Raw genomic sequence first — 15465 nt, forward strand, 5'->3', positions numbered from 1 at the left:
CTTCTCCTCCGGGTGATGATCAGCGGGACGCGTCGGTGCGCTGTCCCTCTTCGTAGTCGACGATGTGCGCGACCTTGGCGGCGCTCGCCGACGACGGGTCGAACGCGTAGCCGACCCACTCCCCGACGATCTTCTTGGCGAGCTCCGGCCCGATCACCCGGGCGCCCATGGTGAGCACCTGGCAGTCGTTGGACTTGATCGAACGCTCGGCGGAGTAGGAGTCGTGCGCGACGGTGGCCCGCACCCCGGGAACCTTGTTCGCCGAGATGCACATGCCGATTCCGGTGCCGCAGATCAGGATCGCCCGGTCCACCTCGCCCTGGGCGACGGCCCGGGCCGCATCCAGCGCGACCAGCGGGTAGTCGGTCGAGTCGGCCTCGTCGGGTACGCCGACGTCGCGGACCTCGCCGACCCGTGGGTCGTCGCGTAGCTGGTCACGCAGGACGTTCTTCAGCTGCACGCCGGCGTTGTCGGCGCCGATCGCGATCCGCATGCCACTCATGCCTGTGCCTCCTCGGACGGGTTCCCTGCCGATGTGCCGCAGCGGGCGGCGAGCACCGTGGCGGTGGCCTCCGCGATCACTGCCAGCGACGTCGCTCCCGGGTCGGGGCTGCCGCGACCCCGATCGCCCAGCCGCGCCGCGCGCCCGGTCTTCGCCACCATGCCCGCGGTGGCGGCGGCCGCGTCGGCGGCGGCGTCGGCGGCGACCGGCCATGCCTGCGCGACCGACGCGCCGGCCTGCTCGCGCAGCGCCCGCCGGAACGGGTCCAGCGCGTCGAGCATCGTCTTGTCACCGACCTTCGCCCCGCCGAGTTCGACGACCGCGTCGTACGCCGCGTCGACGGCGTCGGTGAGCAGCGGAAGCGTCACGTCGCGCTCACCGGACCGGGCCAGTGCGGAGCCGATCTCGGTGAGCAGCACTCCGTAGAGCGCGCCGGACGCACCGCCGGCGGCGTCGGCCATCGCCGTTCCCGCCGCCAACAGTGCGGAGCCGACCGACGAGGCGTCGTCGCCGTCGACGCCGCTGGATCGCGCGGCGGCCAGCGCTCCGCGCAGCCCGCGCACCATGCCCAGGCCGTGGTCGCCGTCTCCGGCAACCGCGTCGAGCCGCCCGAGGTTGTCCTCTTCCTTCTGCACCGCCTCGAGGGCCGCAGCAAGCAGGTCGCCGGCGATCCCGCCGCCTGCCGCGGGGATCTCTACAGCGTCGCCCGGCGCCGGAGCCGCGGCCGGCAGATCGTCCGCGGTGTCGGCGACGGAATGCGGCGCGACCGACCGGAATGCCGGGGTGTCGCACGGGGCGTCGTAGAGGGTGGCGAGTTCGTCGTCGAGAACCATCAGCGACAGCGAGAGCCCGGCCATGTCCAGCGAGGTGACGAACTCCCCGACCTCCGGCCGGTGCGGCCGCAGCCCGGCGGCCGCGAGGCGACGGTGGATCTGCCCGTAACAGACGAACAGCTCCTCGTACTTGGTGCGCCCGAGGCCGTTGACGACGACGGCGACCCGCCCGTCACCCACGTCGGGGAGCTCGGCGAGCACCGCGTCGACGAGGATGTCGGCGATCTCGTCGGCGCCCACCCGCTCGGCCGTCCGGACACCCGGCTCGCCGTGGATCCCGAGGCCGAGCTCCATGTGGCCGGCGTCCACCGTGAACAGCGGCTCGGTCTGGCCGGGAAGCGTGCACCCGTCGAACGCGATGCCAAAGGTGCGGGTGGCCGCGTTGGCCTTGCGGGCCGCGGCCTCCACGCCGGCCAGGTCCTCGCCGCGCTCGGCGGCCGCGCCGGCGACCTTGAAGACGAACAGTCCGCCGGCGACCCCGCGCCGGTCGTCGGTGTGTTCGGCCGAACCGGTGGCAACGTCGTCGGTCACCAGCACCGTGCGGTTGTCGATTCCCTCACCGGCGAGCCGTCGTCCGGCGAGACCGAAATGCATGATGTCCCCGGCGTAGTTGCCGAAACTGAACAGCACACCGGCGCCGCCGTCAGCGGCCCGCGCGGTGCGGTAGACCTGCTCGGCGCTGGGGCTGGTGAAGACGTCGCCGATGACGGCGGCGTCGGCGAGGCCCTCGCCGACCAGCCCGGCGAACGCCGGGTAGTGCCCGCATCCGCCACCGATGATCACGGCCACCTTGCCGGGACGCGGCACGTGCCGGCCGACCACGCCGAAGGCGTCCGGCACCCGGCGCACGGTGCGGCCGTACGCCGACACCAGGCCGTCGACCCAGTCGGCCTTGAACGTCTCGGCCGTGCCGAGCAAGGTCATCGCCGGTCCTCGGCGGCGGTCGGCGCCGCGACGAGCGCGAGCAGCCTGCTCCGTACGTCCTCGAGATCGGCGGCGACCTGGTCGGCCAACGCGAGCGCGTCGGGCTTCGGCGGATAGGTCGGGTTAGGGAACGCGACGACGGTCATGCCCGCCGCGTGCACGGCGCGGATCCCGTTGCTGGAATCTTCGACGCCCACGCAGTCCGTCGGCGGCGTACCGAGGCGGCGGGCGGCCTCGAGGTAGACGTCCGGGCTCGGCTTGCCCCGCGGCACCTCCGCGCTGGAGACGGTGGCGGTGAAGTCGGCGACGAGGTCGTGGGTCTCGAGCACGGCGTCGATCAGCCGGCGCGGCGCCGATGAGGCCAGCGCGATCGGCACCCGGTCACTGACGTCGCGCACCATCACCCGGGCGCCAGGCAGTAGCGGTGACCGGCCGGCGGCGAGTGCATCGACCATCTCGTCGACGACCGCGGCCTCCACCTGCTCGGCGGATTCGGCTCCGCCGGCGACGTCCGCGAGATAGGCAGCCCACTCCGGAGCGCTCATCCCCTGCACCGCGGAGGTGTGCTCGGCGGTCCAGGTCGTGTCGTGCCGGGCGGCGTACCGGGCCCACATCTCTTCCCAGAGATGCTCACTGTCGACGAGTACGCCGTCCAGGTCGAAGACTACGGCCCGTAGGCCGGAGGTCTCTGAGGGCACTACGGCACGTCCTTCCTCACCGGCGGCCAGGTCAACTTCACGCGCAGCGTGATATATCGCCACCCTCACATGCCCACCTGAGGCTGTCCACATCGCCCCCACGACTTAGCATCGTGGACCGCAACGTCACATCGACCGACGGCGGGACGCGACCCTTGAGGGACACGGCGTGATCGAGACCGACGGGGTCGTGGCGGGGATCGACGTCGCGACCGCGGCGGTCCGGGTGAGCATCGTGACCGCCGACGGCACCGTCATGTCGACCGGCTCCGCCCCACTCCCCGACCCGGTGCGCCCCGGCGATGGGCGGAGCGAGCAGGACGCGACTACCTGGTGGCCCGCGGTCCGTACGGCGCTACGGGAGGCGACGTCGGCGCTACCCCAGCGCGGTCGCGAGGTGCGGGCGGTCGCCGTCGCGGCGACCTCCGGCACGATCGTTTCCGTCGACCGCGCCGGCAGGCCGGTCGGCCCCGCCCTGATGTACGACGACCGGCGCGCGGGGAAGCAGAACGCGATCGCGCAGGAGGCCGGCCGCGAGCGGTGGGCCCGCCTCGGACTGGCGGTCTCCCCGACCGCCGCGCTGGGCCGGATCGGCTGGATCGCGAAGCAGAGTTATGAGCACCCGGTGTGGCGGGTCCTGCACACCCCGGACCTGATCGGCTGGGCGCTCACCGGAGCGCCGGTCCCGGCCGACTGGAGCCACGCGCTGAAGAGCGGCTACGACCCCCGCGTCGGCGAGTGGGCCGGCGAGGCCTTCGAAGCGCTCGGCGTCGACCCGGACTGGCTTCCCCCGGTGTCCGCCCCGACCACTCCGGTGGGCACGGTGTCGGCGGAGGCGGCCGCCGAGACCGGGCTGCCGGTCGGCTGCGAGCTACGGCTCGGCATGACCGACGGGTGCGCGGGCCAGCTGGCCTGCGGGGCCGTGCGGCCCGGCCAGTTCGTCGGCGTACTCGGCACCACGTACGTGCTGAAAGGCGTGACCGAGGAACTGGTCACCGACCCGACCGGGGCGCTCTACAGCCACCGTCACCCGGACGGGTGGTGGCTCCCCGGCGGCGCGTCCAACACCGGCGGCGAGGCGCTCGCCGACATCCCGGCGGACCGGCGGGCATCACTGGACGACGCGGCGGCCGCGGCCGGACCGGCCTCGGTCGTCAGCTATCCGTTGCGGCGTGATGGCGAGCGGTTCCCGTTCATCAGTGGGCAGGCGCGGGGCTTCACCGTCGGATCGCCCGCCGACGAGGTCGAGCGGCACCGTGCGGCGTTGGAAGGAGTGGCATTCCTCGAACGGCTCGGCATCGACCGGGTCCGCTCGCTCGGCATCCTGGTCGAGCCGCCGATGTCGGCCGCCGGCGGCGGCAGCCGCAGCCCGCTCTGGTCACGGATCCGCGCGACGGTGCTCGGCATGCCGTTGCGCGTCGCCGCGAACGCCGACACCGCATTCGGTGCCGCACTCCTCGCCGCCGCAGGCAGCGTGCACCGCGACCTGGCCGCGGCGAGCACCGCCATGGTTGCGGCGGGCGACTTGGTCGAGCCGGACCCGGCCGAGCGGGACGCCCTCGAGCGGAGCTACCACCGCTTCGTCGATTCGCTGGCCGAGCGGGGCTGGATCGCCCGCTGACCTTCCCGGGTCCTGTCGATCCGGCGACTGCTCACCCGTCGGATAAGTGACGGGCGCCGTCGGGGGGCCCGCGGAGAGCGGAGATCATCATGAGTCATCCCGTCGTGCACGCCGAGATCCGGTCGAGCGATCCAGACGCCACCAGGGCGTTCTTCGGTGAGCTGTTCGGCTGGAAATACCCGCAGGAAGGCGCTTTTCCCGGCTACTCCTTCGTCGACACCGGCGTACCCAATGCCCTCTTCACGGCGATCGGTCCGCCGCAGGACCACGGCGATCTGGTTACCTTCTTCGTCGGTGTCACCGACATGGCCAAGTCGGTCGACGACGCGGTCCGGCTCGGTGGCTCCGTGGTGCAGCAGCCGACCAAGGTGCCGGGTGTGACGTTCGCGCTCATCGCCGACCCGCAGGGTCACATCGTCGGCCTGGCCGCGCAGGACTGAGATCAACGCGGCTTCGTGGGGCGAGCCGGCGTCAGCCGATCTCGAAGGTGACGCCGGTGAGGTTCTCGGACAACGTCCAGAGCCGCTCCGCGGTCGCCGTATCGTGCGAGCGGCTGCTCGACTGCACGATCTTGGGGTAGCCGCGCTGCTCGAACCACGCGTCAGGACCGACGTACGAGCCGCCGGGAAGGTCGGCGACGGTGGCGGCGTAGAGCGTCGGCAGCGCACCCATCTGCGCGCTCTGTGCGAAGACGCGGTTGGACAGGCTCATCATCGTGCTCTGGATCGACTCGGTGTGGGTCTGCAGATTGGTGGCGACGTAGCCGGGATGGGCGGCCATCGCCGACCGGCTGGAGCCGGCCGCCGCGAGCCGACGTTGCAGTTCGTAGGTAAAGAGGAGGTTGGCGAGCTTGGCCTGCCCGTAGGCGCCCCACCGGCTGTAGCGCCCGTGGTCCCAGTTGAGATCGTCGATGCGGATGTGTCCCATGCGGTGCCCGCTGCTCGACACCGTGACGACCCGGTCGGTGATCCGGTCCAGCAGCAGACCGGTCAGCGCGAAGTGCCCGAGGTGGTTGGTGCCGATCTGCAGTTCGAAGCCGTCCGCGGTCCGGCGCAGCGGCGTGGCCATGACGCCGGCGTTGTTGACGAGTACGGCGATCTCAGGCATGCCGGCCGCGAACTCCCGCACCGACGCCAGGTCGGCCAGGTCGAGCCGGCGGACCTCGGTGCTCCCGGGCATCGCGGCGGCGGCACGCTCGCCCTTGGCGGTGTCCCGGCAGGCCACGACGACGTGGGCACCGGCCCGGGCGAGTTCGGTCGCGGTCACCGCGCCGAGGCCGCTGTTCGCACCGGTGACCACCACGGTCCGCCCGGTCTGGTCGGGGATGTTTCCGCTCGTCCAGTTGGCCATGACAGCTACGTTATGCCACCCGATCTTGCCAAACAGGCCCGCGCCGTCCGGGCGATCGGCAGTCTGAGGGCGACAGACCGGGGAGGTCGCGATGGGTATGCGGCTACAGAATGTCCTGGGGCAGCAGATCGGCGCCCTGCGCTACGAGCCGACGCAGCGGCGGGTGCGGGGGATGGTGGCCGACGAGGTCGTCGTCGACAGCGACCGCGCGGTGCTGGTGTGGGAGCCACGACGGGTCACGCCGACGTACGCCGTGCCGGCCGAGGACGTCTACGCGGAGCTGGTCGCCCCCGTCTCGCCACCGTCCGAGACCGGGGAACCGGCCGGATTCTCGATCCCGGACGTGACCCGGCTCCCGGTGCTCGACCCGCGGATCCCGTTCGCCGTACACAGCACGGACGGAGATCCGGTCGACATCCGGGTGCGCGAAGAGCGCAGGGTCGAAGCCTTCCGGCCGAGCGATCCCGACCTCGCCGGCTACCTCATCCTCGACTTCGCCGGGTTCGACACCTGGCGCGAGGAGGACGACGAAATCGTCGGCCATCCGCGGGATCCGTTCCACCGCATCGACGTCCGCCACTCGTCCCGGCACGTCCAGCTGCTACTCGACGGCCGGGTCCTCGCCGACACGACCCGTCCGCGGCTGCTCCTCGAGACGATGCTTCCGGTGCGCTACTACCTGCCACGCGACGACGTGGTCGCCGACCTGGAACCGAGCTCGAAGCACACCTGGTGCCCCTACAAGGGCGCAGCGACGTACTGGTCCGTGCCGGAGGCCGGCGCCGCCGGCACGGACCTGGTGTGGTGCTACGAGGATCCGCTCGACGAATCGTCGGCCGTGGCCGGCCATCTCGCGTTCTTCCACGAGAGATGCGATGTCATCGTCGACGGCACGCCGCGGGAGCGGCCCGTCACACCGTGGTCGTGACCGCCGGCTGGACCGTCAACGACATCTCGTCGGCACCGAGGTCGACGATGACCTCGTCGCCGTCGCGCACCTCGCCGGCCAGCAGCTCGCGGGCGAGCGAGTCACCGATGGCCGACTGCACCAGCCGCCGGAGCGGGCGGGCGCCGTAGACCGGGTCGAACCCGTTCAGCGCCAGCCATTCCCGGGCGGGGTCGGTGACCGTGAGCGTGAGCCGGCGGGCGGCCAGTCGCCGCGCCAGCGCGGCGATCTGGATGTCGACGATCGCGGTGAGCTCGTCGCTGCCCAATGACTCGAAGACCACGACGTCGTCGAGCCGGTTGAGGAACTCCGGCTTGAAATGCGACCGGACGACTCCCATCACCGCGTCGTGCTTGCCCGCGTCGGACAGCGCCGGGTCGGCGATGATCTGCGATCCGAGGTTGGAGGTGAGGATCAGGATCGCGTTGCGGAAGTCGACGGTGCGACCTTGTCCGTCGGTGAGCCGGCCGTCGTCGAGCACCTGCAGCAGTACGTCGAAGACGTCCTGGTGGGCCTTCTCGACCTCGTCGAGCAGCACGACGGTGTACGGGCGGCGCCGGACGGCCTCGGTGAGCTGACCACCCTGCTCGTAGCCGACGTAGCCCGGGGGCGCGCCGACCAGCCGGGCCACCGAGTGCTTCTCGGCGTACTCGCTCATGTCGATACGCACCATCGCGCGCTCGTCGTCGAAGAGGAACTCCGCGAGCGCCTTGGCCAATTCGGTCTTGCCGACGCCGGTGGGCCCGAGGAAGAGGAACGACCCGGTCGGGCGGTCGGGGTCGGCCACACCGGCGCGGGCCCGGCGTACGGCGTCGGAGACGGCCCGGACCGCCGCGACCTGGCCGACCACCCGGGAGCCGATGACCTCCTCCATGCGCAGCAGCTTGGCGGTCTCGCCCTCCAACAGCCGGCCGGCGGGGATTCCGGTCCACGAACTGACGACGTCGGCGACGTCGTCGGGGCCGACCTCCTCCTTGAGCATCGCGCCCTCGGTCGGTACGGCGTGCGAGGCCTCGTCGAGCGTCCGCTGCAACGTGGGGATCCGGCCGTAGCGCAGCTCGGCGGCCCGCCCCAGCTCTCCGTCGCGCTCGGCGCGTTCTTCCTCGCCGCGGGCCTCCTCGAGCTCCTCCTTGACGGCGCGGATCTCGTCGATCGCCTTCTTCTCCTGCTGCCAGCGCGCGGTGAGCGCCTCGAGCTGCTCCCGCTTGTCGGCGAGGTCTGCGCGCAGCCGCTCCAGGCGCTCCCGGGAGGCGTCGTCGTCCTCCTTCTCCAGCGCCATCTCCTCGATCTCGAGTCGGCGTACGGCGCGTTCGACCTCGTCGACCTCGACCGGCCGCGAGTCGATCTCCATCCGCAGCCGGGACGCGGCCTCGTCGACCAGGTCGATCGCCTTGTCCGGCAGGAACCGCGCGGTGACGTAGCGATCGGACATGGTGGCGGCGGCCACCAGGGCGGCGTCGGTGATGCGGACGCCGTGGTGCACCTCGTAGCGCTCCTTGAGCCCGCGCAGGATCCCGATGGTGTCCTCGACGCTCGGCTCCCCGACCAGCACCGGCTGGAACCGTCGCTCCAGCGCCGGGTCCTTCTCGATGTGCTGGCGGTATTCGTCGAGCGTCGTCGCCCCGACCATGCGCAGCTCGCCGCGCGCCAGCATCGGCTTGAGCATGTTGCCGGCGTCCATCGAGCTGTCGCCGGAGGCGCCGGCACCGACGACGGTGTGCAACTCGTCGATGAAGGTGACGATCTCGCCGTCGGAGTCCTTGATCTCGGCGAGGACGGCCTTGAGCCGCTCCTCGAACTCGCCGCGGAACTTCGCGCCGGCCACCATCGCGCCGAGATCCAGCGCGACGATCTTCTTGCCACGCAGGGATTCCGGGACGTCGCCGCCGATGACGCGCTGCGCCAGCCCTTCCACGATCGCGGTCTTGCCGACGCCGGGCTCACCGATGAGCACCGGGTTGTTCTTGGTACGCCGGGACAGCACCTGCACCACGCGGCGGATCTCGGTGTCGCGTCCGACGACCGGGTCGAGCTTGCCGGCGCGGGCGGCGGCGGTGAGGTCGACGCCGTACTTCTCCAACGATTGGTAGGTGGATTCCGGGTCGGGCGAGGTGACCCGCCGGGATCCGCGGATTGCGCCGAACGCCTCGTCGAGTGCGTCGGGGGTTGCGCCGAGCGCCGTGAGCGCGGTCGCGACCGGACCGCCGGCTGTGGCCAGGCCGACGAGAAGGTGCTCGGTGGACAGGTATTCGTCGTGGTGCTGCTCTGCCGAACGCTCGGCGGCGTTGAGCACCTGCAGGGTGTTGCGGGAGGTCTGCGGAGCACCGACGGTGGACCCGCTCACACTCGGCAGCCGGGCCAACAGCGCGTCGGCCTCGGAACGGCCCCGCGCCGGCTCGATCCCGACCGCCTGCAGCAGCGGTGCGGTGGTGCCGTCGGTCTGCGCGACCAGCGCGCTCAGCAGGTGGGCCGGCTCGACGTCGGGGTTGCCGCGCTCGGCAGCGAGCCGCACGGCCGCGGCCAGCGCTTCCTGACTCTTGGTGGTGAGCTTGTTCGCATCCATGCTGTTGTCTTCTATCTCCCCGTGGTCGATCTCTTCATATTGGTCTGCGTCGCGGTATTTACCGGCGGCGCTGCGGACGCCAGACCGTCAGCGCCGTGTCCTGCACCGGAACGAGGTCGCGGCGGTAGGACGCGTGGACGGCAGCCTCGGCCGCGACCGCCTGCTGCTCGGCGAGTGCCAGCGCCTCGGTCAGCTCGCGCACCCGTTCCTGCAGGTCAGCTACGACCGATTCCAGTTCGATGATGCGTTTCACTCCGGCGAGGTTGACGCCGCTCTCCTGCGACAGCCGCTGCACCTCACGGAGCAGCACGATGTCGCGGGCCGAGTAGCGCCGGCCGCCGGCCGGGGTGCGGCCCGGGTTGACCAGGCCGAGCCGGTCGTACTGGCGGAGGGTCTGCGGATGCAACCCGGCGAGTTCGGCGGCCACCGAGATGACGAAGACCGGCGCGTCGTCCGGCACCCGGCCCGGCCCGCCGAAGTACTGCGTCATTTCTCAGTCACCCTCGACGTGACGTGCGGGCGCGGGTCGTCCGACTGCGCCTCGGCGTAGGCGGCAAGAGCTTCCTTGGCGCCCTTCGACAGCTTTTTCGGTACGGCGACCTGCACGGTGACGAGCAGGTCACCGGCGCCGCTCTTGCCGGCGACGCCCTTGCCCTTGACCCGGAACGTGCGGCCGTTGGCCGTGCCCGCCGGCAGCTTCAGCGACACCGAGCCGTCGAGAGTCGGGACCTTCACCGTCGTACCGAGGGCGGCCTCCGGGAAGGTCACCGGCAGGGTGAGAGTGAGGTTGTCGCCGCTGCGGCCGAAGAGGTTGTGCCGGCGGACGTGGACGACGACGAACAGGTCACCGGCCGGGCCGCCGCGTTCGCCGGGCACACCGCGACCGGCGATCCGGATCCGCTGAGCGTCCTTCACGCCGGCCGGGATGCGCACCGTGATGGTGCGGGTCCCGGTGACAATGCCGCTGCCCTTGCAGTCCGGGCACGGGTCGTCGATGATCTGGCCCGTCCCGCGGCATTCGCGGCACGGCTCGCTGAAGGCGAACGCACCCTGGTTGCGGGTGGTCAGGCCGATCCCGCCGCACACCGGGCAGGTATGGGGCGTGGTGCCGGGCCTGGCGCCGTTGCCGTGACACGTCGGGCAGGTGTGCGGACTCGACAGCCGCAGCGGCACGGTGACACCGGCGACGGCTTCGTCGAAGTCGAGCGTGACCTCGGTCTCGAGATCGTTGCCGCGAGCCGGCCGGGTCCGGGTCCGGGTGCCACCCCGACCGCCGAAGAGGCCGCCGAGGACGTCGCCGATCCCGCCAGCACCACCGCCACCGCTGCTGGCGGTCCCGGCACCGGAGAACAGGTCGCCGAAGTCGAACGGCGCACCGCCACCGGTTCCGCCCGCGGTGCCGTTGGGGAACCCGCCGCTCGGGAATCCGCCCGCGCCGAACAGCGACCGGGCGTCGTCGTACTCCTTGCGCCGCTTCTCGTCGGAGAGGACGCCGTGGGCCTCGGAGACCTCCTTGAACCGCGTTTCGGCCTTCGCGTCGCCCGGGTTCTTGTCCGGGTGCAACTCGCGGGCCAGCTTGCGGTAGGCCTTCTTGATGTCAGCCTGGCTGGCGTCCTTGGTGACGCCCAACGCGGCGTAATAGTCCTTCTCCAGGAAGTCCTTGGTGCTCATCGGACGTCACCTCCTCGGGTTCATCGTTGGTCTGGTCTGTCGCTTTCGTCTGCGCCGTCGGGCGGGCCGTCGGCTGTCGCCTCCGGCACGGAGTCGGAAACGACCGGCCCTTCCGGCTCGGCGACGGCGACCATGGCGGGACGCAACAGGCGCTCGCCGAGCTGGTAGCCACGGCGCATCACCTGCACACAGCTCGGCTCGGTCACGTCCGGGCTGGTCGAGTGCATGACCGCCTCGTGCCGGGTCGGGTCGAACGGGTCGCCGACCTCGCCGAAGTCGACGAGGCCGAGCTTGCCCAGCGTCGCCCGCAACTGCTCGGCGACGGCCTTGAACGCACCGGTGAGGTCGCCGTGCTCGGCAGCGCGGTCGACGTCGTCGAGCAGCGGCAACAGCGCACCGACGACCGAGGCCGTCGCGGCCTCGGACACCAGCGCACGATCCCGGTCGACCCGCTTGCGGTAGTTGGCGTATTCGGCCGTGATCCGCTGCAGATCGGCGGTCCGCTCGGTCAGCTGCTCACGCAGGCTGGCCAGCTCCGGTGCATCGTCGGGGTGCGGTGCGTCAGCCGCCGACCACGCCGCGGTGTCGCCGGACTCGGCACCGGCCCGGCCGGCGGGGTCATCCCCCGCCGGCTGGCCCGATGCGTCCCGGACGGCTCCTGTCACTGGGTCGATACGACGCTTATCTCTGATCACGATTCGTGGCTGCTCCGGTTCTTCGTCGGGTTGACGGCGACGATCGCTCGTGCTCATCTCGGTCAGCTCCAGATCCGGGTCGGGCGGCGTCTCAGGCCTTCGGGCCGGTGTCGGACTCGCCCTCGGACGGCTCGTCGACGATCTCGGCGTCGACGACGTCGTCGTCGGACTGCGCCGAGGAGGCCGCGTCCTCAGGACCACCGGCACCCGGCGCACCCGCCGTCTGCTGAGCCTGCTGTGCCTGCTCGTAGAGCGACCCACCGACCTCCTGCGAGATCCGCGAGACCTTCTCCTGCGCCGACTTGATCGACTCGATATCGCTACCACCCAGCGAGGAGCGCAGCTCGGAAAGTGCGTCACCGAGCTCGGTCTTCTTCTCGTCCGGGATCTTGTCGCCGTTCTCAGCCAAGAACTTCTCGGTCTGGTACTGCAGCGACTCGGCGAGGTTGCGGGTCTCCGCCTCCTCGCGGCGCTTCTTGTCCTCCTCGGCGTGGGCGTCGGCGTCGTGCATCATGCGGTCGATCTCGTCCTTCGGCAGCGCCGAGCCGCCGGTGATCGTCATCGACTGCTGCTTGCTCGTGCCGAGGTCCTTCGCCGAGACGTTGACGATGCCGTTGGCGTCGATGTCGAAGGTGACCTCGATCTGCGGGACGCCACGTGGCGCCGGCGGCAGACCGGTCAGCTCGAACATGCCCAGCTTCTTGTTGTAGGCGACCATCTCGCGCTCGCCCTGGAACACCTCGATCTGCACCGACGGCTGGTTGTCGTCGGCCGTGGTGAAGATCTCCGACCGCTTGCTCGGGATCGTGGTGTTGCGCTCGATCAGCTTCGTCATGATGTCGCCCTTGGTCTTGATGCCGAGGGACAACGGGGTGACGTCGAGCAGCAGGACGTCCTTCACCTCGCCGCGGAGCACGCCGGCCTGCAGGCTCGCGCCCACGGCCACGACCTCGTCGGGGTTGACGCCCTTGTTGGGCTCCTTGCCGCCGGTCAGCTCGCGCACCAGGTCGGTGACGGCGGGCATCCGGGTGGAGCCACCCACCAGCACCACGTGGTCGATGGCGTCGACCGAGATGTTGGCGTCCTTGATCGCCTGCTGGAACGGCGCCTTGGCCCGGTCGAGCAGGTCCTGCGTCATCCGCTGGAACTCGGCGCGGGTGACGGTGACGTCCATGTGCAGCGGACCGTCGGCGCCGGCGGTGATGTAGGGCAGGTTGATGGTGGTCGACTGGCCACCGGAGAGCTCGATCTTGGCCTTCTCCGCGGCCTCACGCAGCCGCTGCATCGCCATCTTGTCCTTGGACAGGTCGATGCCGTTCTGGGTGGAGAAGGTCTTCACCAGGTGGTCGACGACCCGCTGGTCCCAGTCGTCGCCGCCGAGATGGGTGTCGCCGGAGGTCGCCTTGACCTCGATGACGCCCTCACCGATCTCCAGCAGGGACACGTCGAACGTGCCGCCGCCGAGGTCGAAGACGAGGATGGTCTGTTCCTTCTCGCCCTTGTCCAGCCCGTAGGCGAGGGCGGCCGCCGTCGGCTCGTTGATGATCCGGAGCACGTTGAGCCCCGCGATCGTCCCGGCCTCCTTGGTGGCCTGCCGCTGGTGGTCGGAGAAGTAGGCGGGAACGGTCACCACTGCGTCGGTGACCTCCTCGCCGAGGTAGGACTCCGCGTCCCGCTTCAGCTTCTGCAGCACCCGCGCGCTGATCTCCTGCGGGGTGTATGCCTTGCCGTCGATCTCCACGGTCCAGTCGGTGCCGATGTGGCGCTTGACCGACCGGACGGTGCGCTCGACGTTGGTCACCGCCTGGCGCTTGGCGACCTCGCCGACGAGGACCTCGCCGTTCTTGGCGAAGGCCACCACTGACGGAGTCGTGCGCGCCCCTTCGGCGTTCGCGATGACCGTCGGCTCGCCGCCCTCGAGGACGGCGACGACCGAGTTGGTGGTGCCGAGGTCGATGCCGACCGCTCGTGCCATGGGAAACCCCTCTTCGTTCTGGTATCGGAAGCAACAGACTTGAGTCTAGTCCGCTCAGCTTTACTGCTCACTGCAACGGGTGGCCCCTCCCCTTCACTCCCGCTCGGCGCGTGACCCCCGTCACACCCTGCCCGCCCGCGGCCAGCTCGGGTCCCGACCCCCGCCCGCCCGGCGTGACCAAAACGCACTAGGAGTGCGTTTTGGGCGTCGGGTGCGGCGTGTCGCGGACCAAAACGCACTAGGAGTGCGTTTTGGTCCGGCGAGCGGGAGCAGTGCTCGCGCCGCCGCCGGCGACGAACGGACCGGGCGATCGCCATGATCGACTCCGCCGGGCCGATGAGCGGCCAACCGGGAATTGCCGCCCATTCCCGGGTCGGTTCCGGACGAACTCGCCGACGCAATAACACGCTCTGTATTTGCGTGACTCCATGCCGTATTAATGTCCTGGAAATTGCGGTCCGAACGGCGGTGCGGTCGCGCGTGAACGGACCCACTATGAATTTGACCTGCGTGAAGAGTCAGGCGGCCGTAGCGTTTTACCACGTTAGGGCGCGCTGAGTCCGAGACCGGACCAAGCGCAGCAGCCGAGCCGCATCTCCCATCGACTTGCTGCACGCACGACACATGGGGAGCACGAGGTCGTATAGGGGATTGGGATGAGGACAAGGGTAATAGCGCTCGCGGCCGCCGGGCTTACGGCGGCGGGGCTGGGGGTCGCGATGCCGGCCGGAGCCGCCGTCGGCGGCCCGCCCGGCATCACGCCGGCGGCGTTCACGCCGCAGATCGCGACCAGTGGAACGGATAACTCGGTCGAGCAGGTCCGGCACCTGGCGCAATGCGGTAACACAATGTATGCGGTCGGTCGCTTTACGCAGATGAAAAAGGGGACCGCGGTCGTCACCAGGAACAATGCGTTTTCCTTCAGCACGACGAACGGCACGATCTCGTCGTGGAATCCGAACGTCAACGGCCAGGTCGACGGTATTGCGTTGTCGGCGGATTGTTCGACCGCGTACCTCGGCGGGACATTCACCTCCGTCGGTGGCACCGCGGTGAAGAACATCGCTGCCGTGTCCACCAGCACCAGCGCCGTCCTCCCGGGCTTCGCACACAACGCCGGCGGCCGGGTCGCCACACTCGCCATGACCGGAAATCACCTGCTCGTCGGTGGCTACTTCAAGGCGATCAACAACTCCAACCAGGCCTACATGGCCAGCCTGAGCCCGACGACCGGTCTGAATGACAACTATCTGCCTAATCTGCAGATTTCCGGCACTTACCCCGGTAACCCGAACTCGACCCGCGTCTACAACCAGCAGATCTCCCACGACGGGACCAGGGTCCTGGTCGAGGGCGACTTCCTCACGGTCGGCGGTCACGCCCTCCAACAGGCCTTCATGCTGAACCTGGGTGCCACCCCGACGGTGTCGAACTGGAAGGCGACCAATTTCGACACGAACTGCGCCGCGGTCGAGCCGTTCTACGCCCAGGACGGAGCCTGGTCGCCGGATGACAGCAAGGTCTACTTCGGGACGACCGGGTACATCCCGCTGACCGGCCTGACGATCCCGCAGTCCGGACCGTGTGACGCGGCTCTGGCGTTCAACACCACGGCGTCACCACAGAACGCCCTGTGGATCAATTACGCCGGCTGCGACTCGCTCTACAGCGCCGAGGCCGACAACTC

General features: G+C 70.3%; 13 protein-coding genes. 4 read left to right on the forward strand and 9 right to left on the reverse strand.

The window, feature by feature from the left end:
* Positions 1-19: 19 nt before the first annotated feature.
* Genes VGH85_06155 through VGH85_06165 form a run of 3 tightly spaced genes read right to left on the reverse strand, consistent with a single transcriptional unit; the run spans position 20 to position 2957 of the window.
* The gene (locus tag VGH85_06155) at positions 20-502 is read right to left on the reverse strand and encodes a ribose-5-phosphate isomerase (GenBank protein HEY2173381.1); all 483 of its coding nucleotides are present in this window, start codon (positions 500-502) and stop codon (positions 20-22) included.
* On the reverse strand, positions 499-2259 hold the full coding sequence (locus VGH85_06160; protein HEY2173382.1) for a dihydroxyacetone kinase family protein: 1761 nt from the start codon (positions 2257-2259) through the stop codon (positions 499-501). The genes VGH85_06155 and VGH85_06160 overlap by 4 nt, the downstream gene beginning before the upstream one ends.
* Complete coding sequence (locus VGH85_06165) at positions 2256-2957, reverse strand: HAD family phosphatase (protein HEY2173383.1); 702 nt, start codon at positions 2955-2957, stop codon at positions 2256-2258. Before VGH85_06165 ends, VGH85_06160 begins: the two co-directional genes overlap by 4 nt.
* Positions 2958-3126: 169 nt before the next feature.
* Between VGH85_06165 and VGH85_06170 the strand changes: the two genes are divergently transcribed.
* Both VGH85_06170 and VGH85_06175 read left to right on the forward strand, forming a co-directional pair.
* Complete coding sequence (locus VGH85_06170) at positions 3127-4578, forward strand: FGGY family carbohydrate kinase (protein ID HEY2173384.1); 1452 nt, start codon at positions 3127-3129, stop codon at positions 4576-4578.
* Between the two features lie 89 nt (positions 4579-4667).
* Complete coding sequence (locus VGH85_06175) at positions 4668-5018, forward strand: VOC family protein (protein ID HEY2173385.1); 351 nt, start codon at positions 4668-4670, stop codon at positions 5016-5018.
* A 31-nt stretch (positions 5019-5049) separates the two neighbouring features.
* On the opposite strand, the gene VGH85_06180 is transcribed toward VGH85_06175, so the two are convergent.
* Positions 5050-5928: an oxidoreductase gene (locus VGH85_06180; protein ID HEY2173386.1), complete on the reverse strand. Its 879-nt coding sequence runs from the start codon at positions 5926-5928 to the stop codon at positions 5050-5052.
* 91 nt (positions 5929-6019) lie between these two features.
* Here VGH85_06180 and VGH85_06185 point away from each other — a divergent pair, with 91 nt between their 5' ends.
* The gene (locus VGH85_06185) at positions 6020-6856 is read left to right on the forward strand and encodes a DUF427 domain-containing protein (GenBank protein ID HEY2173387.1); all 837 of its coding nucleotides are present in this window, start codon (positions 6020-6022) and stop codon (positions 6854-6856) included.
* On the opposite strand, the gene clpB is transcribed toward VGH85_06185, so the two are convergent.
* From clpB to dnaK, 5 genes are read right to left on the reverse strand one after another with little or no spacing between them, the layout of a single operon-like run.
* A complete protein-coding gene (gene clpB, locus VGH85_06190; GenBank protein HEY2173388.1) occupies positions 6840-9437 on the reverse strand; it encodes an ATP-dependent chaperone ClpB in 2598 nt (865 codons plus the stop codon). The two genes, VGH85_06185 and clpB, sit on opposite strands and share 17 nt — an antisense overlap.
* Before the next feature lie 58 nt (positions 9438-9495).
* Positions 9496-9927 carry a helix-turn-helix transcriptional regulator gene (locus tag VGH85_06195; GenBank protein ID HEY2173389.1) on the reverse strand — a complete coding sequence of 144 codons (432 nt, stop codon included), beginning with the start codon at positions 9925-9927 and terminating at the stop codon, positions 9496-9498.
* On the reverse strand, positions 9924-11108 hold the full coding sequence (gene dnaJ, locus VGH85_06200; GenBank protein HEY2173390.1) for a molecular chaperone DnaJ: 1185 nt from the start codon (positions 11106-11108) through the stop codon (positions 9924-9926). The genes VGH85_06195 and dnaJ overlap by 4 nt, the downstream gene beginning before the upstream one ends.
* Positions 11109-11128: 20 nt before the next feature.
* Positions 11129-11860, reverse strand: coding sequence for a nucleotide exchange factor GrpE (gene grpE, locus VGH85_06205; protein ID HEY2173391.1), 732 nt, complete (start codon positions 11858-11860; stop codon positions 11129-11131).
* A gap of 34 nt (positions 11861-11894) precedes the next feature.
* Positions 11895-13778 carry a molecular chaperone DnaK gene (dnaK, locus tag VGH85_06210; protein ID HEY2173392.1) on the reverse strand — a complete coding sequence of 628 codons (1884 nt, stop codon included), beginning with the start codon at positions 13776-13778 and terminating at the stop codon, positions 11895-11897.
* A 656-nt stretch (positions 13779-14434) separates the two neighbouring features.
* Here dnaK and VGH85_06215 point away from each other — a divergent pair.
* Positions 14435-15465: hypothetical protein (locus tag VGH85_06215; protein HEY2173393.1), on the forward strand; the 1031-nt coding region annotated here is incomplete at its 3' end.

Source organism: Mycobacteriales bacterium, assembly GCA_036497565.1.
GTDB lineage: Bacteria > Actinomycetota > Actinomycetes > Mycobacteriales > QHCD01 > DASXJE01.

What these genes read in the sequence shown, in the direction of transcription:
- VGH85_06155 (HEY2173381.1), bottom strand. Translation starts at nt 502, where the DNA reads ATGAGTGGCATGCGGATCGCGATCGGCGCCGACAACGCCGGCGTGCAG.
- VGH85_06160 (HEY2173382.1), bottom strand. Translation starts at nt 2,259, where the DNA reads ATGACCTTGCTCGGCACGGCCGAGACGTTCAAGGCCGACTGGGTCGAC.
- VGH85_06175 (HEY2173385.1), top strand. Translation starts at nt 4,668, where the DNA reads ATGAGTCATCCCGTCGTGCACGCCGAGATCCGGTCGAGCGATCCAGAC.
- VGH85_06180 (HEY2173386.1), bottom strand. Translation starts at nt 5,928, where the DNA reads ATGGCCAACTGGACGAGCGGAAACATCCCCGACCAGACCGGGCGGACC.
- VGH85_06185 (HEY2173387.1), top strand. Translation starts at nt 6,020, where the DNA reads ATGGGTATGCGGCTACAGAATGTCCTGGGGCAGCAGATCGGCGCCCTG.
- clpB (HEY2173388.1), bottom strand. Translation starts at nt 9,437, where the DNA reads ATGGATGCGAACAAGCTCACCACCAAGAGTCAGGAAGCGCTGGCCGCG.
- VGH85_06195 (HEY2173389.1), bottom strand. Translation starts at nt 9,927, where the DNA reads ATGACGCAGTACTTCGGCGGGCCGGGCCGGGTGCCGGACGACGCGCCG.
- dnaJ (HEY2173390.1), bottom strand. Translation starts at nt 11,108, where the DNA reads ATGAGCACCAAGGACTTCCTGGAGAAGGACTATTACGCCGCGTTGGGC.
- grpE (HEY2173391.1), bottom strand. Translation starts at nt 11,860, where the DNA reads ATGAGCACGAGCGATCGTCGCCGTCAACCCGACGAAGAACCGGAGCAG.
- dnaK (HEY2173392.1), bottom strand. Translation starts at nt 13,778, where the DNA reads ATGGCACGAGCGGTCGGCATCGACCTCGGCACCACCAACTCGGTCGTC.